This is a genomic window from Cognatiyoonia sp. (genome assembly GCF_965661665.1).
GTDB lineage: Bacteria > Pseudomonadota > Alphaproteobacteria > Rhodobacterales > Rhodobacteraceae > Cognatiyoonia.
Window position 1 is genome coordinate 23,521 of sequence record NZ_CBFIEO010000015.1, and the last position, 25,704, is coordinate 49,224.

Consider the following 25,704-nt stretch of genomic DNA (forward strand, 5'->3'; position numbering starts at 1 on the left):
CTAAGCGACGTGATCGCGGCAGAGGCAAGTATGATCAAAGGTCTGTACAATTGGACGATGGGTCTGGCGCAATCGCGCCATGCGCTTTGGGCGCTGGCAATTGTCGCCTTTGTGGAATCTTGCTTCTTTCCGATCCCCCCCGACGTGCTGATGATCCCGATGATCATCGCCCGCCCTTCGAAAGCATTTCTCATCGCAGGGATAGCCACGGTCGCCTCCGTCCTTGGCGGGCTTTTGGGTTATTACATCGGCTACGCACTCTTCGAACTGGCCGGTCAGCCTATCTTTGATTTCTATGGCAAGGGTGATGCCGTCGCCGAATTCTCCGCCCGTTATAATGAACACGGGGCGTGGGCTGTGCTGATCGCCGGCGTCACCCCTTTCCCGTTCAAAGTCATCACGATAATGTCGGGCGTCACGCAATTGTCGCTGCCAGTCTTCATCGTATCCGCCATCCTCGCGCGCGCGCTGCGGTTCTTCTTTGTTGCCACGCTCCTCTGGAAATTTGGCGCACCGATCCGCGACTTTATGGAAAAACGTCTTGGCCTCATGTTCACGCTCTTTTGTGTTCTGCTGATCGGCGGCTTTGCCCTAGTGAGGTATCTATGACCCGCCAAATGCTCACCACCCTTGCCGCCGCTGGCTCTTTCGCCTTGCTCGCAGGGGCCTATACGTTTGAGTTTTTCGGCTATCCTCCGTGCCAGATGTGTTATTGGCAACGTTGGCCCCACTTCGTGGCCATCGCGATCAGTATCGTGGCCTACTTTGTTCCTGCCCGTGTCCTTGCATTACTGGGCGCGCTCGCTGCGTTCGGCACCTCTGGCGTCGGCGTCTACCACACGGGGGTGGAGCGGGATTGGTGGGAAGGCCCGACCAGTTGCACAGGCGGTGGCCTCACCGACCTTTCAGCGACAGATCTTTTGTCGACCGACGGCCCGCGTCTGGTGATGTGCGATCAGGTGAGTTGGGAATTCCTGACGCTGTCGATGGCAAGCTGGAATGCTCTGTTTTCCTTCGGCTTTGCGCTGATTTGGCTGGCCGCTGCGCGGAAGGCTTAGTCCAAGAACTGCCCGTGGGCTGGTGATGCAACAAGCGTTCGGCCGCGCTTAATGGTCGCCAAGCACTGACTACAAATTTGCTGATGCGCTCGGCCTAAAAAACATCAGCCCGCCGGGACGGGCAGGTGTTGGCGCGGCGCGCTACGCGCTCGACCCGCGCCTTACCGCCGCGTCGACAGTAAAATACTTGTCTCTGTCCGGCCAATCGCCTCTGTCCGACGGATCGCAGTCAGGGCGGCATCGAATGCCTCCAGCGTCTCCGCCCCAATCTCAGCGATATAATCCCACTTGCCGTTGGTCGAATGCACCGCCTGAACTTCTGGCCGCTTCAAAAGCGCCGCCGCGACCTTCTCACTTTGCCGTCCCGCAATCTCCAACATCATCAAACCACGCACGGGGTAGTCACTGATGTCGGCCTTTGTTTCGACCGTGAAGCCGACGATATCGCCCGCCTCCACCAGCTTTGCCATCCGCGCGCGCACGGTGTTGCGTTGCACACCCAAATCAGCCGCCAGTTCTGACAAAGATGCCCGCGCGTTCCGGCGCAGCATCCGCACAAGGCTCATATCCAATTCGTCCAACACAACTATCCGTTTCGATCAATCTTCATGCGTTTCGCACCTTTGGACCGCTAGGGGAAGCATGGCTTTCGATCAATACTCAGCACATGGACAAGAAGAATTGTATATTCATCGGCGTCCCGCTCGATTGCGGCAAACGACGCCAAGGCTGTCTGATGGGCCCCGACGCCTATCGTACAGCGGGACTGGCCGACGCGCTCACCGCGCTTGGCCACACCGCACGAGACATTGGCAACGTCGTGCCTGACAAAGTTGACGCCAGCGACGATGGGCACCTGCACAAACTCGCTGAAAACATCGGCTGGACCTTCGCCCTGCAACGCGCGGCGAAGGACACAGCGCCAACCGGCTTCCCGATCTTCATGGGCGGCGATCACGCATTGGCGGCTGGCACGGTTAGCGGCATGGCAGCCCATTGGGCGAAAGAGGGCCGCCCGTTCTTCGTCCTCTGGCTCGACGCTCACACCGACATTCACAACCCGCAAAGCACAGCCAGCGGCAACCTCCACGGCACGCCCGTGGGCTACTACATCGGTCGCGACGGATTCGACGGCTTCCCAATAGTCGAAGCCCCTGTGGCATCGGAAAACATCTGCATGATTGGTATTCGCTCCGTCGACGCGCCCGAAAATGACGTTCTGCAAGACCTCAACATCGACGTTGTGGACATGCGCCGGATTGACGAGACGGACATCGCCACCCACCTCGCCGCCTTCCTCGAGCGGGTGAAGGCTGCGAATGGCGTCCTCCACGTCTCCCTCGATGTCGATTTCCTCGACCCGCTCCACGCGCCCGCAGTCGGCACCACCGTCCCCGGTGGAGCGACCGAACGGGAGGCGCATTTGGTCATGGAGATGCTGTCTGACGCAGGTGTTGTCCGTTCCCTCGACCTTGTCGAACTCAACCCTTTCCTGGACGACCGCGGCAAAACGGCGAGCTTGATGGTTGACCTCACCGCCTCCCTCATGGGCCGCCGTGTCTTTGACCGACCAACACGGGATTACTCCTCATGACATTTGAGCCCTCAAAACTCGCCATGGTGCCCTTCGTCTCCGTCGAGAATATGTTGAAGCTCGTCCACCACATCGGCATCGAAAACGTCCTCTGCGATCTGGCACAAGCCATCGAGGAAGATTTCAAACGGTGGGAGCTTTTCGATAAAACCCCGCGCGTTGGGTCCCACTCCAACGTGGGCGTTATGGAACTGATGCCCACCAGTGATGGGAAGCTTTACGGCTTCAAATACGTCAACGGCCATCCCAAGAATGCGAAAGAAGGGCTGCAAACTGTTACCGCTTTCGGTCTGCTGGCGGAGGTTTACTCCGGCTACCCTGTGATGCTTTCTGAGATGACGGTGCTGACCGCCCTGCGCACCGCCGCCATGTCTGCGGTCGCGACCAAAGCGCTCGCCCCCAAGGGCGCAAAGACGATGGCCATGATCGGCAATGGCGCGCAATCCGAATTCCAATGCGTCGCCATGAAAGCCTATTGCGGGATCGAGACGGTCAGGCTCTATGACATCGACTCTGCGGCGACGGTCAAATGCGCAGGCAACCTCGCCCGCACCGGCCTTAGGATCGAAACCTGTTCCTCTATCGAAGACGTTGTGGAGGGAGCCCAGATCATCACCACGGCCACCGCCGACAAAGACAAGCAACAAATCCTCACCGACAACCACTTTGGCACAGGCGTGCATATCAACGCCATCGGCGGCGACTGCCCCGGCAAGACGGAGCTTCACCGCGATATCGTCTCCCGCTCTACCGTCTTCGTGGAATACCTGCCGCAGACACGGATCGAAGGCGAAATTCAGCAAATGGCGGAGGACCACCCCGTCACCGAATTGTGGGAGGTTTTGGCAGGCAAGACCGAGGGCCGCACGTCGCTGAACGAAGTGACCCTCTTTGATGGCGTCGGCTTCGCGATCGAGGATTTCTCCGCACTGCGCTACGTCCATGCCAAGATCAAAGGCACGCCCTTCTTTGACGATCTAGATATGATCGCCGATCCCGACGATCCTCGCGATCTTTTCGGGATGCTACAACGCGCCAGATAGCCGATGTGTACATACGCTGTGTGTACAGCCTGTGTACGCAATACGCGGCCTTTTTTGAGGGCCGCCATTGCCCCCATATGCGGGGTCTGATATAAATTTTGCAACGAAATATGGGCCGGAGCAGCGGCCAAACATCCGGGGCGATTTGCGTGATCGACACACCAGAAACACCTGAAAATGAAAATGAAAATCCAACCGAACGCTCCGCGTACGACGGTCCGACGGTTTCCATCCTCGATGAAATGAAAACGTCCTACCTCGATTACGCGATGAGCGTGATCGTTTCACGGGCGATTCCCGACCTTCGCGACGGCCTAAAACCCGTCCACCGCCGCATCATTTATTCGATGTACGAAAAGGGCATCACGCACGACAAAACCTACCGCAAATCTGCGAAATCCGTGGGCGATGTGATGGGCTCCTATCACCCACACGGCGATAGCGCAATTTACGAATCCCTAGTCCGTATGGCACAGGATTTCGCCATGTCCCTGCCGCTGATCGATGGTCAGGGCAACTTCGGCTCCATGGACGGCGATAACGCCGCTGCGATGCGCTACACCGAAAGCCGACTTGAGAAGGTTGCGGTCCATATGACCGATGATCTTGGCAAGGCAACCGTTGATTTTGTTGACAACTATGACGGGAAAGAGCGTGAGCCGACGGTTCTGCCCTCAAAATTCCCCAACATGCTGGTCAACGGCGCGGGCGGCATAGCGGTGGGTATGGCCACGAACATCCCGCCCCACAATTTGGGCGAAGTTATCGACGCCACGCTGGCGCTGACCGACAATCCCGATCTTACCAGCGAAGAACTGATCGAATACGTGCCTGGCCCCGATTTTCCGACCGGCGGCATCATGCTGGGTCGCTCTGGCGCTCGGAAGGCTTATCTCGAAGGGCGCGGCAGCGTTATCATGCGCGCCAAAACGGAGGTCGAAGAACTTCGTAAGGATCGCTATGCCATCGTCATAACCGAGGTGCCTTACCAGGTGAACAAAGCGACTATGATCGACCGCATCGCAGAAGCCGCACGTGACAAACGGATCGAAGGCATTGCCCACGTCCAAGACGAGTCCGACCGCAACGGCGTGCGCGTGGTCATCGAGTTAAAGCGCGATGCAACGGCAGAGGTGGTCCTGAACCAGCTGTTCCGCTTTACGCCGATGCAGACGTCCTTTGGCTGCAATATGCTGGCTCTGAACGGCGGTCGACCTGAACAGCTGACTTTGCGCAAGTTCCTGACCTACTTCCTCGACTTCCGCGAAGACATTGTCGCCCGCCGGACAGCCTATGAACTGCGTAAAGCGCGGGAGCGGAGCCATATTCTCTGTGGTTTGGCCGTGGCTGTCACCAACATCGACGAGGTGGTCAACACGATCCGCAGCTCTGCCGATGCAGCGGAGGCGCGTGAGAAGCTGATGACACGCCGTTGGCCCGCGGAATCGATCATCGAATATATCCAACTGATCGATGACCCGACCCATACTGCCAACGATGACGGCACCTACAACCTGTCTGAAACGCAAGCCCGCGCCATTCTCGAGTTGCGCTTGCAGCGCCTGACCCAGATTGGCGTCAAGGAGGTCACCGACGAACTTCAAGATCTCGCCGCGAAGATCCGTGAATACTTGGAAATTCTTGGGTCACGGGACCGCATCATGCAAATCATCCGTGATGAGCTGAACGAGATCAAAGATCAATTCGCCGTCCAGCGTCGAACAGAGATTGTCGACTGGTCCGGCGACATGGAAGACGAAGACCTGATCGAGAAAGAGGATATGGTCGTCACCGTCACCTCCGGCGGCTACATCAAACGCACCGCGCTTGCAGATTTCCGTGCGCAGCGGCGCGGCGGTAAAGGTCTCTCCTCGATGGCCACGAAGGAAGAGGATGTCGTGACGACCCTCTTCGTGGCCAACACACACACGCAGCTCTTGTTCTTCACCACCGACGGGATGGTCTACAAGCTGAAGACGTGGCGCCTGCCACAGGGTTCCCGGACGGCCAAAGGCAAGGCCATCGTGAACATCCTGCCAATCCCCTCAGGGGTATCTATCGCGGCCATCATGCCAGTGGACCGGCCAGAGGATGAATGGGCCGACCTGCAGGTTGTCTTTGCAACTGACGCTGGAACTGTGCGCCGTAACGCTCTGTCCGACTTCACAAATGTCAAATCGAACGGCAAAATCGCGATGAAGTTTGAGGGCGACAGCGAAGGCTGGTCGATGATCGACGCGCGCATTGCTTCCAATGATGACGACGTGATGCTCACCACCGCCTCCGGACGCGCGATCCGCTTCCCTGCAACCGATGTGCGGGTCTTTACCAGCCGCTCCTCCACAGGTGTACGCGGCGTCAAACTCTCCGGCGATGACAAGGTCGTCTCCATGTCAATCATCCGGCACTTCGTCGCCGACCCAGAAGAACGCGCGGCCTACCTCAAGATGCGCCGCGCGATGGCAGGTTTGGGCGACGATGCCGAGAGCGATGATGACGACGAAGTCATCGCAGGTGCCATCAGCCAAGAACGCTATGCAGAGATGTCAGCCGCTGAGAACCTGATACTTACTATTACGGAACAAGGATCTGGCAAGCTTTCTTCAAGTCATGACTACCCCGTGCGCGGTCGCGGTGGCATGGGTGTGGCAGCGATGGACAAGGCCATGCGCGGCGGTGCTTTGGTCAGTTCATTCCCTGTGGAAATGGGGGACCAGATTATGCTCGTCACCTCCACCGGCCAATCGATCCGCGTCCCTGTCGAAGGCATCAGCTTCCGCAGCCGCAGCGCTGGAGGCGTGAAGGTGTTCGACACCGCCAAGGGTGAAACCGTCGTCAGTGTCGCCTGGATTGCTGAACAGGATGAAGAAGATGGCACAGAAGCGGGTGAAGAATAGCGCTTGCTTTTTCAACACCTTGCCGCCTTCCGCATGGCCGTTTATGCTTGCTCTAATAGGTAAGAAACCTCAGCAAAAATAAATTGCGGCGAGCATAATTTTATTCAAAAAATATATTGGCGCGGGCCTTTCGTCCGTGCTTTCCACAGCGTTTGGCGCCCAAGAATTTGTGGGCGGCACGCTTGAACTTGAATACACCAGCTTCGATGGGGCCGATGTAACATCTACAACGGCGAAGTTGAATTCGCGATCAACCGTCAATTCGGTGTGGAACTAGATTAGAATGGTGCGTCTAGTGACAGCGAACCGGCGTCCAGCGCCACCCTTCACGGCATCTACCACATGAGCAACACTTCCTCCGTGTGAGCTTTCTATGGTCAAAGCGTTGGTGGTGATGTTGATTCCTCGTCTTATGGCGCTGAGGGCGGAACGTCACTGGGTACCTTTAGCTTCGGCGCGTATCTTGGCCGGCAAGATATCGGCGCGACAGGCGCGGCCACATTCGGTCTCAATGCCGAAGTGCTCATCTATAACGCTTTTGAGCTTTACTAAGATACAGATCTCGCCGTTGTAGACGACGTTTTCGCTGGTACGAGCGAACTTGGTGTTCAATACAACACGAGCAATGGGCCTGAGTTGTTTGTACATTTGGGATCTTTGTCAGTAAGTTACGGCACCACAACAGCGTCTGAGAAATACGTTGGCATTGGTGCGCGCATCAATTTTGGCGCCAAGCGCTGCACAACATTCGAAGGTCGCTAATCCCCTTTGCAAACCAACGCTCATGTCCTAAATGCGGGGCATGAGCAAAACACTGAACATCATCGGCGGCGGCATGGCCGGGTCGGAAGCAGCATGGCAGGCAGCGAATGCTGGCGTCAAAGTCATTCTTCACGAAATGCGCCCGAAGGTCGAAACCTTCGCCCATCGTACGGGTCATTTGGGGGAGATGGTGTGCTCCAATTCCTTTCGCTCCGACGATCATGAGCAGAATGCGGTCGGTCTCCTCCATTGGGAAATGTTGCAAGCCGGCGGCCTTATAATGAAGACCGCCTACGCGCACCGCTTGCCTGCGGGTGGCGCACTGGCGGTGGACCGCGATCCATTTGCGGAAAGCGTCACAGCAGCCCTTACCGCACATCCAAATATTTCTGTTTCTTATGAAGAGATTACAGAGCTTCCCTTAGACGAAAATTGGATCATCGCAACCGGCCCGCTGACCTCCGGTGTGTTAGCAGAAGCGATCCAGAAAGAGACCGGCTCCGACGCGCTCGCCTTCTTCGATGCCATCGCGCCCATCGTCTATTTCGACAGCGTCAATATGGACGTCGCGTGGATGCAATCGCGCTATGACAAAGGCGAGACGGAGGAAGAGCGGACCGCCTACCTCAACTGTCCAATGACCAAGGACCAGTATGAGGCGTTCATTGACGCATTGCTGACTGCTGATAAGACAGAGTTCAAAGAAGGCGAAACCGCTGGATATTTCGACGGTTGCTTGCCGATAGAGGTGATGGCGGGACGTGGCCGTGAGACCCTGCGCTTTGGCCCGATGAAGCCTGTGGGCCTCACCAACGCCCATCAACCTGAGAATAAACCCTACGCCGTCGTGCAACTGCGCCGCGATAACGCGCTTGGCACTCTTTTCAACATCGTCGGGTTCCAGACCAAGATGAAGTACGGCGCACAAAAAGATGTTTTCAAACTGATTCCGGGGCTTGAGGGTGCGGAGTTTGCGCGTCTTGGTGGGATCCATCGCAACACCTTCATCAACTCACCCATGCTCCTAGATGATCATATGCGCCTCAAAAGCCGCCCAAACATCCGCTTTGCAGGACAGATCACAGGTGTCGAAGGCTACGTTGAAAGTGCTGCTATGGGCTTGCTGGCTGGGCGAATGGCCGTGGCGGAGATGTCGGGTTCATCATTGGCCCCCGTCCCGCAAACCACCGCAATGGGCGCCCTTTTGCGTCACATCACCGGTGGGGCTGAGGCGAAGACATTCCAGCCGATGAACGTCAACTTCGGGCTCTTCCCGCCAATCGAGGGCGTCAAAGGAGGGCGCAAAGGCCGCAAGGATCGCTACAAAGCCTACACAGACCGCGCCAAGGCGGATTGGTCCGACTGGCTGGGTCAAAAGTCACTGGACGCCGCCTAGCCTACCCAGTTACGCTTGGCTCATGACCAAGAAAGACGTGTTGAAACCCCAACTTTGGACCCCGCGCCCCGTTGCCGAAACCATCGCCGTTTACGCCGATTGGGCCGAAACCTACGACGCGGAGGTTGAAAAGCGCGGCTACCGGACACCGGAACGGCTGTCGAAAGCACTTGCCGACGTTATTGACCTTTCCACCACTGTCTTGGACTTTGGCTGCGGCACTGGGCTGTCAGGGATAGCTCTAAAAGATGCGGGTTTTCAGACCCTTCACGGTACCGACGTCACGTCGGAAATGTTGGAGAAGGCCACTGCGATCGGACTTTATGAAAAGACGTGGGTCTCAACACCCGAGGATCCAGCGTTTGGCAAAGGGGCCTACAAAGCTATCGCAGCCATTGGCGTAGTCAGCCTTGGCGCCGCCCCTCCAGAAACGCTCGCCATGCTGGTCGGAAAGCTCAACACAGGGAACATCTTGGCGATGTCGTATAATGAGCCAACGTTGCGGGATGTGAGCTATATTAAAGCTTTAGACGATGAAGTTGCGTCAGGTCATGTTGAAGTCATCTTTCGCGAAAACGGCCCGCATCTTGAAGATGTCGGCATGACATCCGATGTCATCATTCTACGCCACAAGTGATCACACGCTTCGCCCCATCGCCTACAGGTCGGTTGCACCTTGGCCATGTGTTTTCGGCCCTGACCGTCTGGCAAACCGCGAAAGAGCTTGGCGGAGTCGCCCTTTTGCGTGTTGAAGACACCGACAGCAAGCGCAGCCGTGCAGTATTTGAGGATGGTATCTACGAAGACCTCGCATGGCTCGGCCTGACATGGCCCACGCCCGTGCGTCGTCAGTCCGAACATTGTGCCGACTACGAGGCCGTGCTGTCCGATCTCGCCGACCGTGGCGTACTCTACCCCTGTTCCTGCAGCCGTCGCGCTATCCAAGCGGTAGGAGCGAAACAAGGCAGCGACGGGTATATCTATCCTGGCACATGCCGCCATCGAACAATGAGCGATGTGACACCCAGCGATGTGCTACGACTGAACATCGCCAAAGCGTTTGAAACTCTGCCAGATATCTTGAGCTACGCCGATAACGGCAAAACCGTTCGGTTTGACGTCGCTCACGTGCTCAAAACGCTTGGCGATCCTGTGCTGAAACGCAAGGAGACGGGTGATCCCGCCTATCATCTGGCTTGCACGCACGATGATGCCTTCCAAGACATCACCCATGTCGTGCGGGGCAAGGATATCTCCGCCCAGACCCCGCTTCATGTCCTGCTGCAAAACCTCATGGGGTGGCCGACACCCACTTACATCCACCATGACCTTGTCACAGGTTCAGACGGTAACCGATTGGCCAAAATCACAAATTCACAATCGGTGGCAACATACCACGAGGCTGGATACAGCCCGGACGAGGTCATTCGGATGGCGGGTTGGCCGCCTCCATAGGGGACATAATCTCCATCTCTTCGCCATTCTGCACAGCCGTGTAAAAACAACTCCGGCGATTGGTGTGACAGGCTGGCCCTTCTTGCGTCACTTCGATCAGCAGACAATCCCGATCGCAATCAACCTTGAACTCCACAAGCTGTTGCGTGTGACCGCTTGTGGCGCCTTTGATCCAAAATTCTTGTCGAGAGCGGGACCAGTATGTAACCTGACCTGTCTCAAGCGTCTGCGCCACCGCTTCGGCCGTCATCCACGCCATCATCAGCACCTCACCCGACGCCGCATCCTGCGCAATCGCGGGGATCAGACCTGCGTCATTATACCGGAGGGTCGCGGGATCAAATGTCATGGCACTCTCTTTCCAAGGGCGGTCCTGCGCCCTATCTACGGTCAAGACGTTGAAAGGGCAAACGGATGTCGGATACCGATGTGATCAAACTCTACTCCCAACGCATTCTGGCGTTGGCGGCAAATATGCCCAAGACGGATCGTTTGCCCGCACCAAGTGCCACGGCCAAAAGACGCTCCCCCCTTTGCGGGTCAACAGTCACCGTCGATGTTGCTATGAAAGACGGTGTGATCGCCGACTACGGCCAAGACGTCAAAGCTTGTGCCTTGGGCCAAGCCGCCGCGGCGGTTGTCGGTGCGCATATCGTGGGGTTGGACCGCGAGAGTGTTCAACATGGCCGCGATCAACTTTATCGCATGTTGAAAGAAGATGGCCCCGTGCCGTCTGCGCCATTCAGCGACCTAGAGGTGCTACAACCGGCCAAGGACTATAAGAACCGCCACGCGTCCATCATGCTCGCCTTCGATGCGACGCTTGACGCGCTATCAGCCATCCAAGACGCTTCATAAAAAAGCCGCCGCGCATCCGAGGGAGGATGGCGGCGGACAGGACAACGATCTTTCGTCTGATGTCCGATCAGGGCAGGCAAAAACCCTGTGGGCAAGGACAGTAAGACAGGCAGGTCAAAACGACACGTTTCGGGATAAGTGACGTTTGCCAGACAAAAGATCAGGGCAAGTTAGACAATCCCGGGCAAGGATAGACCAACAAACAAAATCACCAACAAAGCCACAGCGCCCATCGCATCCCAAATGATCGTATCACTGGACCGGATCACAACATCTTTGATTTCCTTAGCCATGGAAGGCTCCTGTGCTCTGTTCGTTTTGTTGCTACTTTGTTCTCATATTGCGGTACGTCTGTAAAGAACCTTTTAAGAACATTTGTGAACAAAAGTTCTCATTTTAGCCTAACCCACTGAAAACAAACGGATGGCTTTATCCTGCTCCATCAACCAAAGGAGTACGCGCGCCGCCTTTCCGCGCTCCGATGACAGCTCTGGATCGTCGTTAAGAAGCATGCGTGCATCTTTCTGCGCCATCGCCATCAGTGCGGTTTGGCGTTCCAGATCAGCAATGTGGAACCGTGGCAGGCCAGATTGCGCAACACCAATCACATCGCCTGCGCCGCGCATGGCGAGGTCTTCCTCGGAGATGCGAAAACCATCTTCAGTCTCACGCAGAATTTCCAAGCGGCTCTTGCCGTTCTCTGTCAGCGGCGCCTGGTAAAGCATCAAGCAGGTCGATGCCTCCGCCCCACGTCCAACGCGCCCCCGAAGTTGGTGCAGTTGCGCAAGGCCGAAACTTTCCGCCCTCTCGATCACCATGATGGATGCGTTGGGTACGTTAACCCCAACCTCGATCACCGTCGTCGCGACAAGCACTGACGTCTCCCCCGCCACGAACTTTGCCATCGCCACGTCTTTCTCTGCTGGCGGCATTTGACCGTGGACGAGGCCGACGACCCCCACACCCAAGGCCGCACGCAGGTATTTGAAACGTTCCTCTGCCGCGGTCATGTCCATCACCTCGGACTCTTCGACCAGTGGGCAGACCCAATAGGCCTGCTTGCCTTTCGCCACCGCCTTGCGCAGCTTATAGACCACTTCGTCCAACCGTTCGGTGGAGACCAGCGCCGTTTGCACAGGCGTTCGGCCAGGGGGCTTTTCGTCCAGCACACTCACATCCATGTCGCCATATTGCGCCAGCGCGAGGGAGCGCGGGATTGGCGTTGCGGTCATTACAAGGATGTCGACCGCTTTGCCTTTGGCCCCAAGCTCCATCCGCTGAGCGACACCAAAGCGATGCTGTTCGTCGATGACCGCAAGGCGCAGGTCGTTGAACTCGACTCCTTTCTGGAACACCGCATGAGTGCCAACAAGGATCTGGATCTTGCCCGCCTCTAACGCGGCAAGTTTCGCGGCGCGTTCTGAGCCTTTATCCCGGCCTGTGAGGATTTCGAGCACTACGCCCGCCTCCTCCGTCAAGGGCTGCAACCCGTCGAGGTGCTGACGCGCCAAAATTTCCGTCGGGGCCATCATGACGCCCTGCCCGCCAGCCTCCACCACCGCGAGCAAAGCCATAAGCGCCACCAACGTCTTGCCCGATCCTACATCGCCCTGAAGCAAGCGGTTCATCCGGAGCGATGTTGCCAGGTCTTCCGTGATCTCGGCAATCGCTCGTGTCTGTGCGCCAGTGGGTTTGAAAGTCAGTGAGCACAAAACCTTGTCCAGCAAAGCCCCCGTCGCCATGCTGCGTCTGCCCGGGGCCCGCCGCGCCTTGGCCCGTGCGAGGGCGAGTGTCATTTGATGTGCAAAAAGCTCATCATAGGCCAACCGCGTGCGCGATTTATCCTCCGCCGAGATATGGCCAAACCCCGTAGGACGATGCGCCTGCGTAATGGCATCTTTCCAATCCGGCCAGCCCTGTTGCGCCTTCAAAGTCGGGTCAATCCATTCGGTGAGCTCTGGTGTCATCGCCAAGGAAGCGCTCGACGCTTTCCACATCACCTTTTGGGTCACGCCTGCAGTCAAAGGGTAGACTGGCTCAAATGCCGGGATCTGGTCGCCTTCATCGGGTTTGACTACGTGATCGGGATGAACCATCTGCGCCACGCCGTCAAAAACCTCCAGCTTGCCGGACACGATCCGCCGCTCCCCTTTGGGCAAAAGCCGTTGTAGGTAGTCGCCGCGCGCATGAAAGAATACCAATTGAAATGCAGTTTGCGCATCTGAGACAACAACGCGAAACGGCCGCCCTTTTTGACGGTTCGGGCGGTGCTCCTCGACCTTCACCTCAACCGTCACCGTTGCTGGCGCCACCACATCCCGCACGCTGTCCCGCCGTGCGCGGTCGATGCCGGAATGCGGCAGAGTGAACAGCAGATCCCGCGGCTTTTCGATGTGGAGCGCCTCTAGATGTTGTGCTGTTTTGGGACCGATTCCGTCCAAGGCGGTCAGATCACCGAAAAGCGAGAAAAGAACCTCCGGCCGACCGCTCATGCGTCACCGATAAGTGTCAGCCAGCCGTCCTCATCAATCGTCTCAACACCCAAATCCGCGGCTTTTTTGGCTTTTGAGCCTGCGCCCGGCCCTGCAACCAGCAAATCGGTCTTCGCACTGACGGAGCCTGAGACTTTCGCGCCCAACGCTTCAGCCCGTGCTTTGGCTTCGGCACGGGTCATTTTTTTCAAGGTTCCGGTGAAGACGACGGTTTTGCCCGCGACGGGGCTGACGGACGTATCGGGCGCGGCGACGTCTTCGATGGTGAGTTGTGCGGCGAGCGCGTCAATACTCTCTCGTTCCTGTGGGTTCTGCATAGCGGTGATGACGCTTTCTGCCATGACCGCACCGACGCCATCGATGCTGATGAGGTCGTCCCAAGCTGCACCTTGACCGATCTGCGCCTCCGATATCGCTGTGGCAAACGCCTCCCAAGACCCATAATGCCGCGCGAGCATTGCGCCGCCCGTCTCTCCCACATGCCGGATGCCAAGGGCAAAGATCACACGATTGAGCGGGATTTGGCGTTTCTCATCAATCGCATCGAAAAGGTTGTTTGCGCTCTTCTCGCCCCAGCCTTCACGGTTTTTGAGCTGTTGAAGCCCGTCGCCATATCGTTCCCGAAGGCGGAAAATGTCGGCGGGTGTGGCGATCCAGGCGTCGGTGTAGAACTGTTCGACCTGCTTTGCGCCCAACCCTTCTATGTCAAAGGCCGCGCGACCAACGAAGTGCTTGAGTCGCTCCACCGCTTGCGCGGGACATATGAGACCACCGGTGCAGCGATGCACCGCATCCCCCGGCTCGCGGATCGCGAGGGAACCGCATTCTGGGCATGTTGACGGAAATTCAAAGGGGACGGTAACCGATGGTCGGCGCCTGAGGTCTACATCCTTGATCTTTGGAATAACGTCACCCGCGCGATAGACCTGAACCCAATCGCCCATGCGGATGTCGCGGCCCTCGCGGATTGGTATGCCGTTGCCGCCACGCCCCGCGATGTAGTCCTCATTGTGCAGCGTCGCGTTAGAGACGACGACGCCCCCAACCGTGATCGGCTCCAACCGGGCGACCGGGGACAACGCGCCCGTGCGCCCGACTTGAATGTCGATCGCGTCGAGCCTTGTCCATGCAAGCTCCGCCGGAAACTTATGCGCAATGGCCCAACGGGGCGTGGTGGACCGAAACCCCAAGCGGGCTTGGAGCGCCAGATTATCGACTTTGTAGACCACACCGTCGATGTCATAGCCCAGGTCAGCGCGGCTTTCTTCAATCTGATGGTAATGCGCCAAAAGATCGTCCGCTGACTGGCAGGTCTTGGTCAGCGGGTTCGTAGCAAACCCAAGCTCCGCCAGACGCCCAATCGCACCGGACTGCATTTCGGCCAAGGGTGTCGACAGTGCGCCCCAAGCGTAGGCGAAGAACTTCAGCGGTCTGCTTTTCGTGATCTCCACATCTAGTTGGCGCAAGGATCCGGCGGCAGCGTTCCGAGGGTTGGCGAAAGTCTTCTCCCCCTTCTCAGCCTGCCGCGCATTGAGGTCAGCGAAGTCTGCGTGGGACATATAAACCTCGCCCCGCACCTCCAGCACGTCAGGTGCGCCTTCGATAACTTTAGGCACGTCATCAATCGTCAGAGCATTCGTGGTGACGTTCTCACCCGTTTCCCCATCGCCACGGGTGGCCGCCTGGACGAGTTTTCCGTTCTCGTACCGTATGGCAAGGGAAAGCCCATCGATCTTTGGCTCTGCCGTGAAGGCCAAAGGCGCATCCGCCCCTAGGCCAAGAAACTTACGAACCTGAGTTTCGAAATCGGCGACGTCTTCATCGCTGAACGCATTGGCCAGTGACAGCATTCGAACTTCGTGTTTGACCTTTGCAAAACCCGCCGCGGGTTTGGCGCCCACTTGGTCACTCGGGCTATTAGATAGCCTGAGATCGGGAAACCGTGCCTCTAGCGCGAGGTTCAGCGCTTTCAGCGCGTCATAGTCGGCATCGGTAATGTCGGGCGCATCTTCGGTGTGATAGGCAACATTCGCTCTCGCCAAAACCTCTGCCAATTCCGCTATGACTGCGCTGGCTTCAGCTTCATCAATTTCCAAAGGCTCTGCAGCCAAAAGTGTTTGCACATCATATAAAGTTTGGGATGCAGGCATGAATTAGCCTCTGATTGCAGAATAGACGTTCTTGTAGAAGTTCTAAGTCTGCAATAGAGGCAGGTCCAGTGTCGATGGGTCTTCAGTTTGTTGCCAACTAAGTGTTTATAGCCATTGCTCGTCCCATTGATTTGGGTTCTGGATCGCGCAGCACATAGCCACGTCCCTAAAACCGTCTTGATAAAGTTTTGACGGCCGGTCGCTTCGCTCAATTTTTTGCGCAGTTTACAGATTCAAACGTCGAAGATCTTCAATTCCGGCTTATCCATGTCGCCATAAAGTTGGTTGAGGAACATTTCTTTGGTCAGCGTCGTTCTTTTGCGAAGCGATAGCAATTCCAAAATTTGATACTCTTTGCCCGTCAGATGCACGGCATTTCCCTGTACATCCACAGTCTTGGCATCGAGGTTCACATTCACCGTACCGGTTTTGATAATCGACTGAGCATGTCCTTTTGAGCGTCGAATGATCGTATGGATTCGGGCGATCAGTTCTTCACGGTTTTGTCAGATATTCATCTGCCCCAAACCCAAAGCCACGCAGCTTGCTGTCGGTGTCATCTTCCCCCGACAGAATAAGGATGGCCGTGTCAACGCGCGCCACACGCAACTGGCGCAAAACCTCATGCCCGTTCTTGTCGGGCAAATTCAAATCAAGAAGGATCAAATCGTAGTCATAAAGCTTGGCAAGATCGATCCCTTCCTCCCCCAAATCAGTCGTATAGACCTTTAGGCTGGCGTGGTTCAGCATTAGTTCGATGTTTTTCGCGGTCGTTAGATCATCTTCGACGAGTAAGACGCGCACAATATGCTCTCCAACTGGGTGCGTTTGGCCCACCCTAGGATCGGAATGGTTAATCACCCGTTACCCATAAGCAATTTTGTATCAACTCTCCTTAAAGTAGCCTATGGCGCTGTAATGCTGTTGTTTTCAGCGCACGCACACCGTGTTTTGCAATCGCACGCTCCCATTCTGTGTATTCCTCCACCGTCAGTTCATATCGCTCCAACGCCTCATCCCGCTTGATAAGACCACTCGTCACTGCCATCATAATCGCCGCTTTGCGTGATGCCACCCAACGCGATGTCTCAAACGGCTGAAGATCGGCACGGGTCAGCATGGAGCCGTTTGGCAAGGTTTCGGAGCGCGGGCCATCAATCTTTTCAGATACATCTGATACCAGCCTTGTCGTTCGGGCTGATTAGTCCGCCAAAGCCTTTAAGGACTGGTAACTTCGAGGGGTTGGATATACGTCACATTTTCCTATATTTCCGTTCTAGCTTAACTTGGACCTGAGCTATGTCGTTGGAGACCACACTCAACTCACTGGGCTTTGCCAAGCCCCCGTCGGAGACGCGCGTTGTCGTGGCGATGTCGGGTGGTGTGGACAGTTCTGTTGTGGCCGCGATGTTGAAGGACGAAGGCTATGACGTCGTCGGCGTCACCTTGCAGCTTTACGACCACGGCGCGGCCTTGGTCAAAAAAGGGGCCTGCTGTGCGGGCCGTGATATTCATGACGCGCGCCGTGTGGCAGACGAGATGAACTTCCCGCACTACGTGTTGGACTATGAAAATACCTTCCGTGAGGCTGTGATTGATGAGTTTGCGGACAGCTACCTAGCTGGCGCAACACCGGTACCCTGTATTCGCTGCAATGAGCGGGTGAAATTCAAGGATCTGCTTGAAACTGCAAAAGACCTTGATGCCGACTGCATGGCGACTGGGCACTATATCCAACGGATGGTGGGGTCTGAGGGGGCGGAGCTGCACTGCGCCGCCGACCCAAGTAAAGATCAAAGCTATTTCCTGTTTTCGACCACGCAAGAGCAACTCGACTATCTTCGTTTCCCGTTGGGCCATCATCCGTCCAAGGATGAAACCCGCGCGCTTGCGGCGAAGTATGGCCTGAGCGTGGCGGACAAGCCCGACAGCCAAGACATCTGCTTTGTGCCAAACGGCAACTACGCAGCAGTAATCGAAAAGTTGCGCCCAGGGGCGGCGGAACCAGGCGAGATTGTCGACACAGACGGCACCGTTCTAGGCATGCACAACGGCGTGATCCATTACACGATCGGACAACGACGTGGGCTTGGCATCGGCGGGCTTGCAACGCCGCTTTATGTGGTGAAGCTCGACGTTGAGAAAAAGCATGTCATCGTTGGTCCAAAAGAGATGCTGGCGACCCGTAAGGTGCCGATCCGCGAAGTGAACTGGATCGGTGACGGGGGCTTCATGGACGGTGGCGAACGTCAGATTGCAGTCAAGGTCCGCTCCACCCGTCCGCCGACCGACGCGATCCTGCGGCCAATCTCTGGCACCGAAGCCGAAGTTGAACTGGCCGCAGCAGAGGAAGGCGTCTCCCCTGGGCAGGCTTGTGCGTTCTATGACCCTAACAACAGCCGCGTTCTGGGTGGTGGTTGGATTTGGCGCGGGTACTAAGCGGCCCGCGCTAGAACACCACGTTCATCACGGTGAGGGAGACGATCAAGAACAGGATCGTCATGATCCCCCCACTCTTCATGAAATCCACCACGCGGTAGCCCGCAGGGCCCATAATCAGCGCGTTGACCTGATGCGTGGGGATCAGGAAGGAGTTCGAGGTGGAGATCGCCACGGTCAGTGCAAAGATCGCCGGATCGCCACCTGCCGCCACAGCGATGGATACAGCCAATGGCACCAAAAGCACGGTCGCACCAACGTTTGACATCACCAGCGTGAAACCCGTCGCCAAGACCGCGACACCCGCTTGCAGGCCCCAAATCGGCCAGCCGTGCAACAGAGTCAGGATTTGTTGTGCGATCCAACTTGCCGTGCCGGTGTTCTGAACCGCCTGCCCCAAGGGGATCAAACTGGCGAGGAGGAACACCGTCTGCCAACTTACCGCTTCATAGGCCTCATCAATCCGCAGAACATTCGTCGCAATCATCCCGCAGGCTCCCGTGAGCAAAGCCAGCGACAGGCGCATGTCGGTAAAAAGGATCAGCCCAAGCGTGATGAGGAAAAACAAAAGTGCCCAGACTACCTTGTTCGGGCGCAAGTCTTCCATTGGGAAGTCGGAGGTCACGACCACGAAATCACGATCCTTCGTCAGTCGTGCCAAGCGGTCCCATGCAGTGAATGCCACCAGAGTATCGCCGGCGCGCAGCGGTTCATTGCTGATGTCGGTGACAGCGTGGTCTTCTGTCTCAACGAGGCTCAACGTTTCACCACCACGGTGGATCGCCAGCAACCCCAAGCCATAGGTTTTGCGCATGACCACATCGCGGGCTGACTTGCCGATGAGATCGGAGTCGGGTGGAACAACCACCTCCGCCACGCCAGCGACTGTTGGCGCGTAGGCTTCGGCAAAGATGTCGAGTTCCGGCAAAACGTCTAGCCCATAGTCATTGGCCATTGCTTGAATGACCTTCCGGCGTCCCATGATCGCCAACCGGCAAGGGTCTTGCACGGTGGTCGACGTGACGGGGGAGAAGAACCGCTGCCCTTTGTGATACGATCCCAAGATGTAGCAATTGTGGGCGACCATAATATCTTCGAAGGTTTGGCCGCGTAGGATCGAACCCTCCGGCACGACAACTTCGACCAGATCAGATTTCAGACCGTAAATCTTCTTGAGATAATCGCGGACGGACTGGCCGCTACTACCTTCGTCTTTGGACCCGATATTCGGCAGAACCCAACGGCCCAACAGCACGAAATAAAGAATACCCGTCAGAACTAAGGCTATCCCCACAGGCGTAACGGAGAAGAGCGTGAAAATCTCCATCTGTTGATCCGTGGGCAGCATGTCGTTTGAGCTGATGATGAGGTCGTTGAGCAGGATCAAAGGCGATGACCCCACCAAGGTCATCGTGCCGCCAAGGATCGCGCAAAAGCCCATCGGCATCAGCAAACGACTCATGGGCAGTTCCGTCCGCACAGAAATTCGGCTGACCACGGGCAAGAACAACGCCGCCGCACCAACGTTTTGCATGAAGCTTGAGATCAAGCCGACCGTGCCGGAAATGATCGGGATGATCCGCACTTCGGTCTTGCCACCGTATTTGAGGATCGCCGCAGCGACTTTGCTCATAATGCCGGTCTTGTCCAAGCCTGCCCCAATGATCATCACCGCAATGATCGACACCACCGCGTTACTGGCCAGACCATCAAAGAGGTGGTTCACGTCCGCAAGGTTGCCAAGGCCGGGCATCTGGCTCAACAGCCCGAGCAAAACCATCACAAGGATCGCCGCAAGGTCGATGCGCACAATCACTGACACGAACAAACCAACCGTCAATGCCAGCAATCCCAAGACCACTGCCATTTCGAACGTAAGCGCCAGATTTTCCAAGATGCGTTCCCCTTTGATGCTTGTTACAACCTCACCCCCACCAGACGCAATATTCTGACACGGGGAAACTTGCGAAATGATGACCTGTTCGCACGCGCAACAGGTGTTGGGAAATTCACACCGCTGGCTGGTACCAGACCAAAAGAAGTTCTAGGGGTTGCTCATGATCTATTCGTCTGCACAAGACTGGCGCGATGCGCCCAATAAACGCTCCCTGCTTTTCGCGATGTCGGGACTGGGGAAGACCTATGTCTCCAACATCCTGCGCGACAGCGGGGATTGGTTTCACTATTCCATCGATTACCGCATCGGTACCCGCTACATGGGTGAACGGATCGCGGACAATGCCAAGCGGGAAGCGATGAAGGTGCCGTTCCTGCGCGACCTTCTGAAGTCGAACTCGATCTACATCGGCTCAAATATCTCCTTCGATGACCTCAAGCCGATCTCATCTTATCTCGGAAAACCAGGGGATCCGGACAAAGGTGGGCTGCTTTGGGACGAATACACCCGCCGTCAGGATCAGTTTCAGGCGTCCGAGATTGCCGCCCTACATGACACCGGTCACTTCATGGACCGCGCCAAGGATCTTTATGGCTATCCGCATTTCGTCTGCGACACTGGCGGGTCGATTTGCGAATGGGTGGACGTCAACAATCCAGACGATCCCATCATGGAAGACCTTGCCTCAAAAACCCTGATAATCTGGATCGAAGGGACCGACGCACATACCGAAGAACTGGTGCGCAGGTTCGACAAAGAACCCAAGCCGATGTCTTACGATCCCGCGTTCTTGCTCAAATGCTGGAGTAAGTACCTCAAAGAGCATCAGGTCGCTGAAGACAAAGTGGACCCAGATCATTTTATTCGCTGGACTTATGCCTCCGCCCTTGCGCACCGCCAGCCGCGTTATCGCGCGATGGCCGATGGGTGGGGTTTGACCGTCAAGGCCGAGGACATGGTCAAGGTCAGGGCCGCTGAGGACTTTATCGATGTTGTAGCAGACGCGCTTGAGATGCGCGGCTAACACCCCTAACTTGGTTTTCCCACGTATACAGGATTAAAGATCATGCCGATCAAACTGCCCCGTTCCCTGCCGGCCTTTGACGTGCTGTCGCGCGAAGGGGTTATGGTGATGGGCGAAGATGCGGCGTCCCGTCAGGATATCCGCCCACTGCGGATCGCGCTTTTGAACCTAATGCCCAAAAAGATCGATACGGAGAACCAATTCGCTCGCCTGATCGGCGCGACACCGCTCCAGATCGAGCTATCACTGCTCAGGATGTCTGAACATCAGACCAAGAACACCGCCGCCGCACATATGGAAGAGTTCTATCAACCTTTCCAAGCGGTGAAGGATCAGAAGTTCGACGGCCTCATCATTACTGGCGCCCCTATTGAGCATCTTGAGTTCGAAGACGTAACATATTGGGAAGAGTTGAAAGAGGTGATGGATTGGACCCAAACCAACGTCCATTCGACCTTTGGCGTTTGTTGGGGTGGCATGGCGATGATCAACCATTTCCACAACGTGCCAAAACATATCTTGGACGCGAAAGCGTTTGGCTGTTTCCGGCACACCAACATGGATCCCGCGTCACCCTATCTGCGCGGGTTTTCGGATGATTGCGTCATCCCCGTCAGTCGCTGGACGGAGATGCGGCAGGACGAGATTGATTTTGCGGGGCTCAAGACCCTGATTACCAGTTCTGAGGTTGGTCCGGCCTTGGTCGAAGATGTGGCACATCGCGCGCTCTATATCTTCAACCACTTCGAATACGATAGTGATACGCTGAAAGGTGAATATGACCGCGATATAGCCAATGGCACGCCTATTAATGTGCCAATCAATTATTACCCCGAAAATGACCCAACGGAAAAACCCACCAACCGCTGGCGAAGCCACGCACACCTCCTATATGGCAATTGGGTCAACGAAATTTATCAAACAACCGCATACGATCTTAATGCAATTGGCACGTAGAACTTTCACATTTGCAGGTGCAGCTTTGGCTGTTGGCGCGGTCGCGACCACAGCGCTCGGCCGCTCGCGGGTGCAAAGTGCGGAAGAAAGCTTTCCCCCAATCGGTCAGTTTGTCGATGTTAAGGGCCGCAAGGTTCACTATGTCCAAGAGGGATCTGGCCCTGATGTTGTGCTGCTGCACGGCGCAGGCGGCAACCTGCGGGAATTTACCTTTGACCTCGTTGGTCGCCTGACAGATCGCTACCGTGTCACAGTCTTTGATCGCCCCGGCATGGGCTATACGGACCGCGTGCCAGAAGTCGATGACAGCGCGTATGCCACCGAAGGCGACAGCCCCTTGGATCAAGCGGACATGCTGCTCAAAGCCAGCGAAAAGCTGGGGCTAGAGGCCCCTATCGTTGCGGGTCACAGCTTTGGTGGCATCGTCTCTATGGCTTGGGCAAACCTCGGCTTGGACAGCGAAAGCCCGGCTAACGCTGCGGCTGTCGTCTCACTCGCAGGCGTTTTGATGCCGTGGCCCGGTGAATTGGGTCAATATTACCGTGTCAACGGTAGCGCCTTTGGCGGCGTTGTCACCATTCCCTTGATTTCCGCGCTGGCGTCCGACCAACGGATCAACGACACGATTGACGCAATCTTTGCGCCACAACCTGCACCTGAAGGCTATGCGGAGTATGTGGGCGGACAGCTGACACTGCGCCCCGACCAGTTCCGTGCGAATGTACGTCAGGTCAACACCCTGCGTCCCCATGTGGTTGAGATGTCGAAACGGTATCCAGAGCTGGAGCTGCCCATCGAAATCGTGCACGGCGTCGAAGACACCACCGTGCCAATCGAAGTGCATCCCTACGAGTTGTCTAAGATTGTCCCTTCGGCGTTTCTTACCGAACTACCGGGTGTAGGCCACATGCCGCACCATGCCGACCCAGATGCAACGCTTGCCGCGATTGATCGCGCTGCAAGTCGCGCCGGATTGCGCTAACCCCTCGCACACCCCATATTGCCCTACAGTCAGGAGGCGTCATGGCTAAACCATTCGACGGCGACATTAGCCGTTTCTACGCAGAGCGCGCACCGCAAGAGGTCCACAACGCGATTGAATCCGCGAACAAGGGGCAAATTCTGAACTCTGATTTTCCCTATGACAAACGCTGGAAGCGTGCTGACTACGAAGCCGCCATTAAAGAAACGCTGACGCGGATAAATTCCGATCATTCGCCGTGGAAGGTCGTAAAATCCGATGACAAGCGCCGCGCGCGGGTCAACGCGATCCGCACGGTCCTGAGCAATCTGGATTATTCGTGCAAGGATCCTGAAGCACTCGGTGAGATCGACAGCAAAGTCGCGGGCGGCATCGTCCTCTGGAATGGGTAAACGCGGCTATCACCACGGCAACCTGCGTGAAGCACTGGTTGAAGCCTGTCTCAAGCTCATTGAAGCAAAGGGACCGACGGGGTTTACGCTGTCCGAGGCGTCCCGCGAGGCTGGCGTGACCCCCGCCGCCCTCTACCGACATTTCGAAGGCCGCGACGATCTGATCGCGGAAGCCGCACGCCAAGGCTATGAAATTTTCGCTGATCTGATGGAATACGCCTATTCCACCGGCCAACCTTCCTCCCTCGCTGCATTTGAAGCTACGGGGCGTGCCTATCTGGCCTTTGCTCAGAAATACCCCGGCCATTATATCGCGATGTTCGAATCCGGCGTTTCCATCAACCGCACGCCGGAACTCAACGCCGTCGCCACCCGCGCAATGGGCGTCTTGGAGAAAGCGGCCGCTGACCTCAGCCAGCATATTCCAGAGGAAAAACGTCCACCGCCACAGATGTTTTCTGCCCACATCTGGGCGATGAGCCACGGCGTGGTGGAGCTTTTTGCTCGCGGCGCACCTGGCACGCAAAGCCCCTACCCACCCGATGATCTGCTAGAGACAGGGATTGGTGTGTATCTTCGCGGCCTTGGCCTCGTCGCACCTAACAGTTAAGTACTACTCAATCTGCATGCGTGCTGTTACACCCCTTCAAAAGAGCCGTTTAAGACCTGATTGGGAGATCGTATATGGAAGGTTGGCTTGCGGGCGTGTTTGCCGTGTTCGGGGCGGTCGACGTTTACCTGAATGATTGTCAGACCAGTTGTTTTGCCTATTCCGATGCCACTGCGCGGGTGCATGCACAGGCGGGTGCGACAGAATTTAACAACCGCTGGATCGGGCAAGAGGTGCTCTTGGGCTACGACTTTGGCCGCAAATACGGCCCCTTCCAACCGACCATCGCTGCCTCCATCACCGACATGGGTGATGCGTGGATCGGTGCAGGCGTGAAATGGAACACTCAGCACCTCTTTGACAGCCACTTCTATTTCGAAACCTACGCCATGCCCGGCCTCTACGCTGCTGGCGCTGGTCCCGACATCGGCGGGTTCATTCAGTTCCGCGGCTCCATCGGGTTTGGCTATGAATTTGAAAACGGCGTCCAAGCTCTCATCGCATACGACCACCGCTCCAACGCGCACATCTGGAAGACAAACCCGGGACTGGAAACCTTCCACCTCCGCGTGTCATTTCCGTTGGACTGACGGGCCAAAGAGTAAAAGCACTCAAGAAAGAAAAAGGGCGGCCCGCTGGACCGCCCTTTTGCATTTGATGGAAAGCAGATTAACGCTTGGAGAACTGGAAGCTCTTCCGCGCTTTTGCTTTACCGTACTTCTTACGCTCAACAACGCGGCTGTCGCGTGTGAGGAAGCCAGCGGCTTTCAGCGCGCCGCGCAAGGACGGATCGTAAAGCTGGAGCGCTTTTGAGATGCCGTGCTTAACCGCACCCGCCTGACCTGACAGGCCGCCGCCTTTGACAGTTGCCATAACGTCGAACTGATCGACAACGCCTGCCACCTGAAACGGCTGACGCAGGATCATCTGCAGGACAGGACGTGCGAAGTAAACTGGCATATCTTTGCCGTTCACTGTGACCTTGCCAGAACCTGGCTTGATCCAGACACGTGCAATCGCGTCCTTACGCTTCCCAGTCGCATAAGAGCGACCCAGTTCGTCACGAACAGGCTCACGGGTGATGACAGTTTCGACCACAGCTTCTGGCGCCTCTACGCCTTCAGTAACTTGGCCCAGCTCTTCGAGTGAGTTGACTTGATCGGCCATTATGCAGTCCTCGTATTCTTTTTGTTCATGGAAGCAACGTCCAGAACTTCCGGCTTCTGCGCGTCCATGCCGTGCTCGGCACCAGCGAAAACGCGAAGGTGTGTCATTTGCTGGCGGGACAGCTTGCCACCTGGCAGCATGCGCTGGACGGCTTTCATGATCACGCGCTCTGGGTGATCGCCTTCCAAAATCTCAGCTTTTGTGCGGGATTTGATGCCGCCTGGGTGGCCAGTGTGCCAGTAGTACTTTTCATCACGCTTGTTGCCGGTCATCTGGACCTTCTCAGCGTTGATGACGATGATGTTGTCGCCCATATCCATGTGTGGTGTGAAGGACGGCTTGTGCTTGCCACGCAAGCGCATCGCGATGATCGATGCAAGACGGCCCAGAACGATGCCTTCGGCGTCGATCACGTACCATTTCTTGTCGATATCCGCGGGAGTAGCGGTAAAGGTTTTCATATCGGTCTCAGTGTTTCGGGGGCGAACACGCCCTGTCATTCAGATTGGAGCGTTATATAGCGGTTGCACT

At 56.6% G+C, this 25,704-nt stretch carries 26 protein-coding genes and 1 pseudogene; 16 read left to right on the top strand and 11 right to left on the bottom strand.

The window, feature by feature from the left end:
* Positions 1-30: 30 nt before the first annotated feature.
* Together ACTF5F_RS10675 and ACTF5F_RS10680 are read left to right on the top strand one after the other, a co-directional pair.
* Entirely contained in the window at positions 31-609 is a 579-nt protein-coding gene (locus ACTF5F_RS10675; protein WP_438956856.1) for a YqaA family protein, read from the top strand.
* The gene (locus tag ACTF5F_RS10680; protein WP_438956857.1) at positions 606-1,058 is read left to right on the top strand and encodes a disulfide bond formation protein B; all 453 of its coding nucleotides are present in this window, start codon (positions 606-608) and stop codon (positions 1,056-1,058) included. Before ACTF5F_RS10675 ends, ACTF5F_RS10680 begins: the two co-directional genes overlap by 4 nt.
* Before the next feature lie 161 nt (positions 1,059-1,219).
* Here ACTF5F_RS10680 and ACTF5F_RS10685 read toward each other — a convergent pair whose 3' ends face one another.
* Positions 1,220-1,642 carry an Lrp/AsnC family transcriptional regulator gene (locus ACTF5F_RS10685; RefSeq protein ID WP_438956858.1) on the bottom strand — a complete coding sequence of 141 codons (423 nt, stop codon included), beginning with the start codon at positions 1,640-1,642 and terminating at the stop codon, positions 1,220-1,222.
* An 83-nt stretch (positions 1,643-1,725) separates the two neighbouring features.
* Here ACTF5F_RS10685 and rocF point away from each other — a divergent pair, with 83 nt between their 5' ends.
* From rocF to gyrA, 3 genes are all read left to right on the top strand, one after another.
* On the top strand, positions 1,726-2,652 hold the full coding sequence (rocF, locus tag ACTF5F_RS10690; RefSeq protein ID WP_438956859.1) for an arginase: 927 nt from the start codon (positions 1,726-1,728) through the stop codon (positions 2,650-2,652).
* On the top strand, positions 2,649-3,695 hold the full coding sequence (locus tag ACTF5F_RS10695; protein ID WP_438956860.1) for an ornithine cyclodeaminase: 1,047 nt from the start codon (positions 2,649-2,651) through the stop codon (positions 3,693-3,695). Before rocF ends, ACTF5F_RS10695 begins: the two co-directional genes overlap by 4 nt.
* A 149-nt stretch (positions 3,696-3,844) precedes the next feature.
* Complete coding sequence (gene gyrA / locus ACTF5F_RS10700) at positions 3,845-6,592, top strand: DNA gyrase subunit A (RefSeq protein WP_438956861.1); 2,748 nt, start codon at positions 3,845-3,847, stop codon at positions 6,590-6,592.
* A gap of 432 nt (positions 6,593-7,024) precedes the next feature.
* Here the strand turns inward: gyrA and ACTF5F_RS10705 are convergent, their stop codons facing one another.
* Positions 7,025-7,240, bottom strand: coding sequence for a hypothetical protein (locus ACTF5F_RS10705; protein ID WP_438956862.1), 216 nt, complete (start codon positions 7,238-7,240; stop codon positions 7,025-7,027).
* Positions 7,241-7,394: 154 nt separating this feature from the next.
* Here ACTF5F_RS10705 and trmFO point away from each other — a divergent pair, with 154 nt between their 5' ends.
* Genes trmFO through gluQRS form a run of 3 tightly spaced genes read left to right on the top strand, consistent with a single transcriptional unit; the run spans position 7,395 to position 10,205 of the window.
* The gene (trmFO, locus tag ACTF5F_RS10710; protein WP_438956863.1) at positions 7,395-8,750 is read left to right on the top strand and encodes a methylenetetrahydrofolate--tRNA-(uracil(54)-C(5))-methyltransferase (FADH(2)-oxidizing) TrmFO; all 1,356 of its coding nucleotides are present in this window, start codon (positions 7,395-7,397) and stop codon (positions 8,748-8,750) included.
* Positions 8,751-8,772: 22 nt separating this feature from the next.
* On the top strand, positions 8,773-9,387 hold the full coding sequence (locus ACTF5F_RS10715; RefSeq protein WP_438956864.1) for a class I SAM-dependent DNA methyltransferase: 615 nt from the start codon (positions 8,773-8,775) through the stop codon (positions 9,385-9,387).
* Complete coding sequence (gene gluQRS / locus ACTF5F_RS10720; protein ID WP_438956865.1) at positions 9,384-10,205, top strand: tRNA glutamyl-Q(34) synthetase GluQRS; 822 nt, start codon at positions 9,384-9,386, stop codon at positions 10,203-10,205. The genes ACTF5F_RS10715 and gluQRS overlap by 4 nt, the downstream gene beginning before the upstream one ends.
* Here the strand turns inward: gluQRS and hisI are convergent.
* Positions 10,174-10,554 (bottom strand): phosphoribosyl-AMP cyclohydrolase, encoded by a 381-nt coding sequence (hisI, locus tag ACTF5F_RS10725; protein WP_438956866.1) that lies wholly within the window; start codon positions 10,552-10,554, stop codon positions 10,174-10,176. The genes gluQRS and hisI overlap by 32 nt on opposite strands.
* A gap of 65 nt (positions 10,555-10,619) precedes the next feature.
* Here hisI and ACTF5F_RS10730 point away from each other — a divergent pair, with 65 nt between their 5' ends.
* Complete coding sequence (locus tag ACTF5F_RS10730) at positions 10,620-11,063, top strand: iron-sulfur cluster assembly scaffold protein (RefSeq protein WP_438956867.1); 444 nt, start codon at positions 10,620-10,622, stop codon at positions 11,061-11,063.
* Between the two features lie 170 nt (positions 11,064-11,233).
* Here the strand turns inward: ACTF5F_RS10730 and ACTF5F_RS10735 are convergent, their stop codons facing one another.
* The 5 genes and pseudogenes from ACTF5F_RS10735 to ACTF5F_RS10755 form a co-directional block, all read right to left on the bottom strand.
* On the bottom strand, positions 11,234-11,356 hold the full coding sequence (locus tag ACTF5F_RS10735; RefSeq protein WP_438956868.1) for a hypothetical protein: 123 nt from the start codon (positions 11,354-11,356) through the stop codon (positions 11,234-11,236).
* A 108-nt stretch (positions 11,357-11,464) separates the two neighbouring features.
* Positions 11,465-13,555, bottom strand: coding sequence for an ATP-dependent DNA helicase RecG (gene recG / locus ACTF5F_RS10740; RefSeq protein WP_438956869.1), 2,091 nt, complete (start codon positions 13,553-13,555; stop codon positions 11,465-11,467).
* The gene (gene ligA, locus ACTF5F_RS10745) at positions 13,552-15,705 is read right to left on the bottom strand and encodes an NAD-dependent DNA ligase LigA (protein ID WP_438956870.1); all 2,154 of its coding nucleotides are present in this window, start codon (positions 15,703-15,705) and stop codon (positions 13,552-13,554) included. Before ligA ends, recG begins: the two co-directional genes overlap by 4 nt.
* 97 nt (positions 15,706-15,802) lie before the next feature.
* Positions 15,803-16,509 (bottom strand): annotated as a pseudogene (gene ctrA / locus ACTF5F_RS10750) (response regulator transcription factor CtrA).
* 91 nt (positions 16,510-16,600) lie between these two features.
* Positions 16,601-16,825: a DUF1153 domain-containing protein gene (locus tag ACTF5F_RS10755; protein ID WP_438956871.1), complete on the bottom strand. Its 225-nt coding sequence runs from the start codon at positions 16,823-16,825 to the stop codon at positions 16,601-16,603.
* A gap of 179 nt (positions 16,826-17,004) precedes the next feature.
* Here ACTF5F_RS10755 and mnmA point away from each other — a divergent pair, with 179 nt between their 5' ends.
* On the top strand, positions 17,005-18,144 hold the full coding sequence (gene mnmA / locus ACTF5F_RS10760) for a tRNA 2-thiouridine(34) synthase MnmA (protein WP_438956872.1): 1,140 nt from the start codon (positions 17,005-17,007) through the stop codon (positions 18,142-18,144).
* A gap of 10 nt (positions 18,145-18,154) precedes the next feature.
* Here mnmA and ACTF5F_RS10765 read toward each other — a convergent pair whose 3' ends face one another.
* Complete coding sequence (locus ACTF5F_RS10765) at positions 18,155-20,038, bottom strand: SLC13 family permease (protein ID WP_438956873.1); 1,884 nt, start codon at positions 20,036-20,038, stop codon at positions 18,155-18,157.
* Positions 20,039-20,201: 163 nt separating this feature from the next.
* Here ACTF5F_RS10765 and ACTF5F_RS10770 point away from each other — a divergent pair, with 163 nt between their 5' ends.
* The 6 genes from ACTF5F_RS10770 (at position 20,202) to ACTF5F_RS10795 (ending at position 24,596) form a co-directional block, all read left to right on the top strand.
* Positions 20,202-21,065 carry an ATPase gene (locus tag ACTF5F_RS10770; protein ID WP_438956874.1) on the top strand — a complete coding sequence of 288 codons (864 nt, stop codon included), beginning with the start codon at positions 20,202-20,204 and terminating at the stop codon, positions 21,063-21,065.
* A 42-nt stretch (positions 21,066-21,107) separates the two neighbouring features.
* Entirely contained in the window at positions 21,108-22,022 is a 915-nt protein-coding gene (gene metA, locus ACTF5F_RS10775; RefSeq protein ID WP_438956875.1) for a homoserine O-acetyltransferase MetA, read from the top strand.
* Positions 22,006-23,004, top strand: a complete 999-nt coding sequence (locus ACTF5F_RS10780; protein WP_438956876.1) for an alpha/beta fold hydrolase — start codon at positions 22,006-22,008, stop codon at positions 23,002-23,004. The genes metA and ACTF5F_RS10780 overlap by 17 nt, the downstream gene beginning before the upstream one ends.
* A gap of 41 nt (positions 23,005-23,045) precedes the next feature.
* Positions 23,046-23,396, top strand: coding sequence for a hypothetical protein (locus tag ACTF5F_RS10785; protein WP_438956877.1), 351 nt, complete (start codon positions 23,046-23,048; stop codon positions 23,394-23,396).
* A complete protein-coding gene (locus tag ACTF5F_RS10790; RefSeq protein ID WP_438956907.1) occupies positions 23,389-24,006 on the top strand; it encodes a TetR/AcrR family transcriptional regulator in 618 nt (205 codons plus the stop codon). The genes ACTF5F_RS10785 and ACTF5F_RS10790 overlap by 8 nt, the downstream gene beginning before the upstream one ends.
* Positions 24,007-24,080: 74 nt before the next feature.
* Positions 24,081-24,596, top strand: a complete 516-nt coding sequence (locus tag ACTF5F_RS10795; RefSeq protein WP_438956878.1) for an acyloxyacyl hydrolase — start codon at positions 24,081-24,083, stop codon at positions 24,594-24,596.
* 79 nt (positions 24,597-24,675) lie between these two features.
* Here the strand turns inward: ACTF5F_RS10795 and rpsI are convergent, their stop codons facing one another.
* Both rpsI and rplM read right to left on the bottom strand, forming a co-directional pair.
* Positions 24,676-25,173 (bottom strand): 30S ribosomal protein S9, encoded by a 498-nt coding sequence (rpsI, locus tag ACTF5F_RS10800; protein ID WP_438956879.1) that lies wholly within the window; start codon positions 25,171-25,173, stop codon positions 24,676-24,678.
* Positions 25,173-25,634, bottom strand: coding sequence for a 50S ribosomal protein L13 (rplM, locus tag ACTF5F_RS10805; protein WP_438956880.1), 462 nt, complete (start codon positions 25,632-25,634; stop codon positions 25,173-25,175). Before rplM ends, rpsI begins: the two co-directional genes overlap by 1 nt.
* Positions 25,635-25,704: the final 70 nt, after the last annotated feature.

Coding starts and splice junctions, on each gene's coding strand:
- hisI (WP_438956866.1), bottom strand. CDS start 10,554: ATGACATTTGATCCCGCGACCCTCCGGTATAATGACGCAGGTCTGATC.
- ACTF5F_RS10780 (WP_438956876.1), top strand. CDS start 22,006: ATGCAATTGGCACGTAGAACTTTCACATTTGCAGGTGCAGCTTTGGCT.
- ACTF5F_RS10715 (WP_438956864.1), top strand. CDS start 8,773: ATGACCAAGAAAGACGTGTTGAAACCCCAACTTTGGACCCCGCGCCCC.
- ACTF5F_RS10705 (WP_438956862.1), bottom strand. CDS start 7,240: ATGTACAAACAACTCAGGCCCATTGCTCGTGTTGTATTGAACACCAAG.
- trmFO (WP_438956863.1), top strand. CDS start 7,395: ATGAGCAAAACACTGAACATCATCGGCGGCGGCATGGCCGGGTCGGAA.
- ACTF5F_RS10695 (WP_438956860.1), top strand. CDS start 2,649: ATGACATTTGAGCCCTCAAAACTCGCCATGGTGCCCTTCGTCTCCGTC.
- ACTF5F_RS10735 (WP_438956868.1), bottom strand. CDS start 11,356: ATGGCTAAGGAAATCAAAGATGTTGTGATCCGGTCCAGTGATACGATC.
- ACTF5F_RS10675 (WP_438956856.1), top strand. CDS start 31: ATGATCAAAGGTCTGTACAATTGGACGATGGGTCTGGCGCAATCGCGC.
- ACTF5F_RS10730 (WP_438956867.1), top strand. CDS start 10,620: ATGTCGGATACCGATGTGATCAAACTCTACTCCCAACGCATTCTGGCG.
- ACTF5F_RS10795 (WP_438956878.1), top strand. CDS start 24,081: ATGGAAGGTTGGCTTGCGGGCGTGTTTGCCGTGTTCGGGGCGGTCGAC.
- rpsI (WP_438956879.1), bottom strand. CDS start 25,173: ATGGCCGATCAAGTCAACTCACTCGAAGAGCTGGGCCAAGTTACTGAA.
- mnmA (WP_438956872.1), top strand. CDS start 17,005: ATGTCGTTGGAGACCACACTCAACTCACTGGGCTTTGCCAAGCCCCCG.
- rocF (WP_438956859.1), top strand. CDS start 1,726: ATGGACAAGAAGAATTGTATATTCATCGGCGTCCCGCTCGATTGCGGC.
- rplM (WP_438956880.1), bottom strand. CDS start 25,634: ATGAAAACCTTTACCGCTACTCCCGCGGATATCGACAAGAAATGGTAC.
- ACTF5F_RS10755 (WP_438956871.1), bottom strand. CDS start 16,825: ATGCTGACCCGTGCCGATCTTCAGCCGTTTGAGACATCGCGTTGGGTG.
- ligA (WP_438956870.1), bottom strand. CDS start 15,705: ATGCCTGCATCCCAAACTTTATATGATGTGCAAACACTTTTGGCTGCA.
- metA (WP_438956875.1), top strand. CDS start 21,108: ATGCCGATCAAACTGCCCCGTTCCCTGCCGGCCTTTGACGTGCTGTCG.
- ACTF5F_RS10785 (WP_438956877.1), top strand. CDS start 23,046: ATGGCTAAACCATTCGACGGCGACATTAGCCGTTTCTACGCAGAGCGC.
- ACTF5F_RS10680 (WP_438956857.1), top strand. CDS start 606: ATGACCCGCCAAATGCTCACCACCCTTGCCGCCGCTGGCTCTTTCGCC.
- ACTF5F_RS10770 (WP_438956874.1), top strand. CDS start 20,202: ATGATCTATTCGTCTGCACAAGACTGGCGCGATGCGCCCAATAAACGC.
- recG (WP_438956869.1), bottom strand. CDS start 13,555: ATGAGCGGTCGGCCGGAGGTTCTTTTCTCGCTTTTCGGTGATCTGACC.
- ACTF5F_RS10790 (WP_438956907.1), top strand. CDS start 23,389: ATGGGTAAACGCGGCTATCACCACGGCAACCTGCGTGAAGCACTGGTT.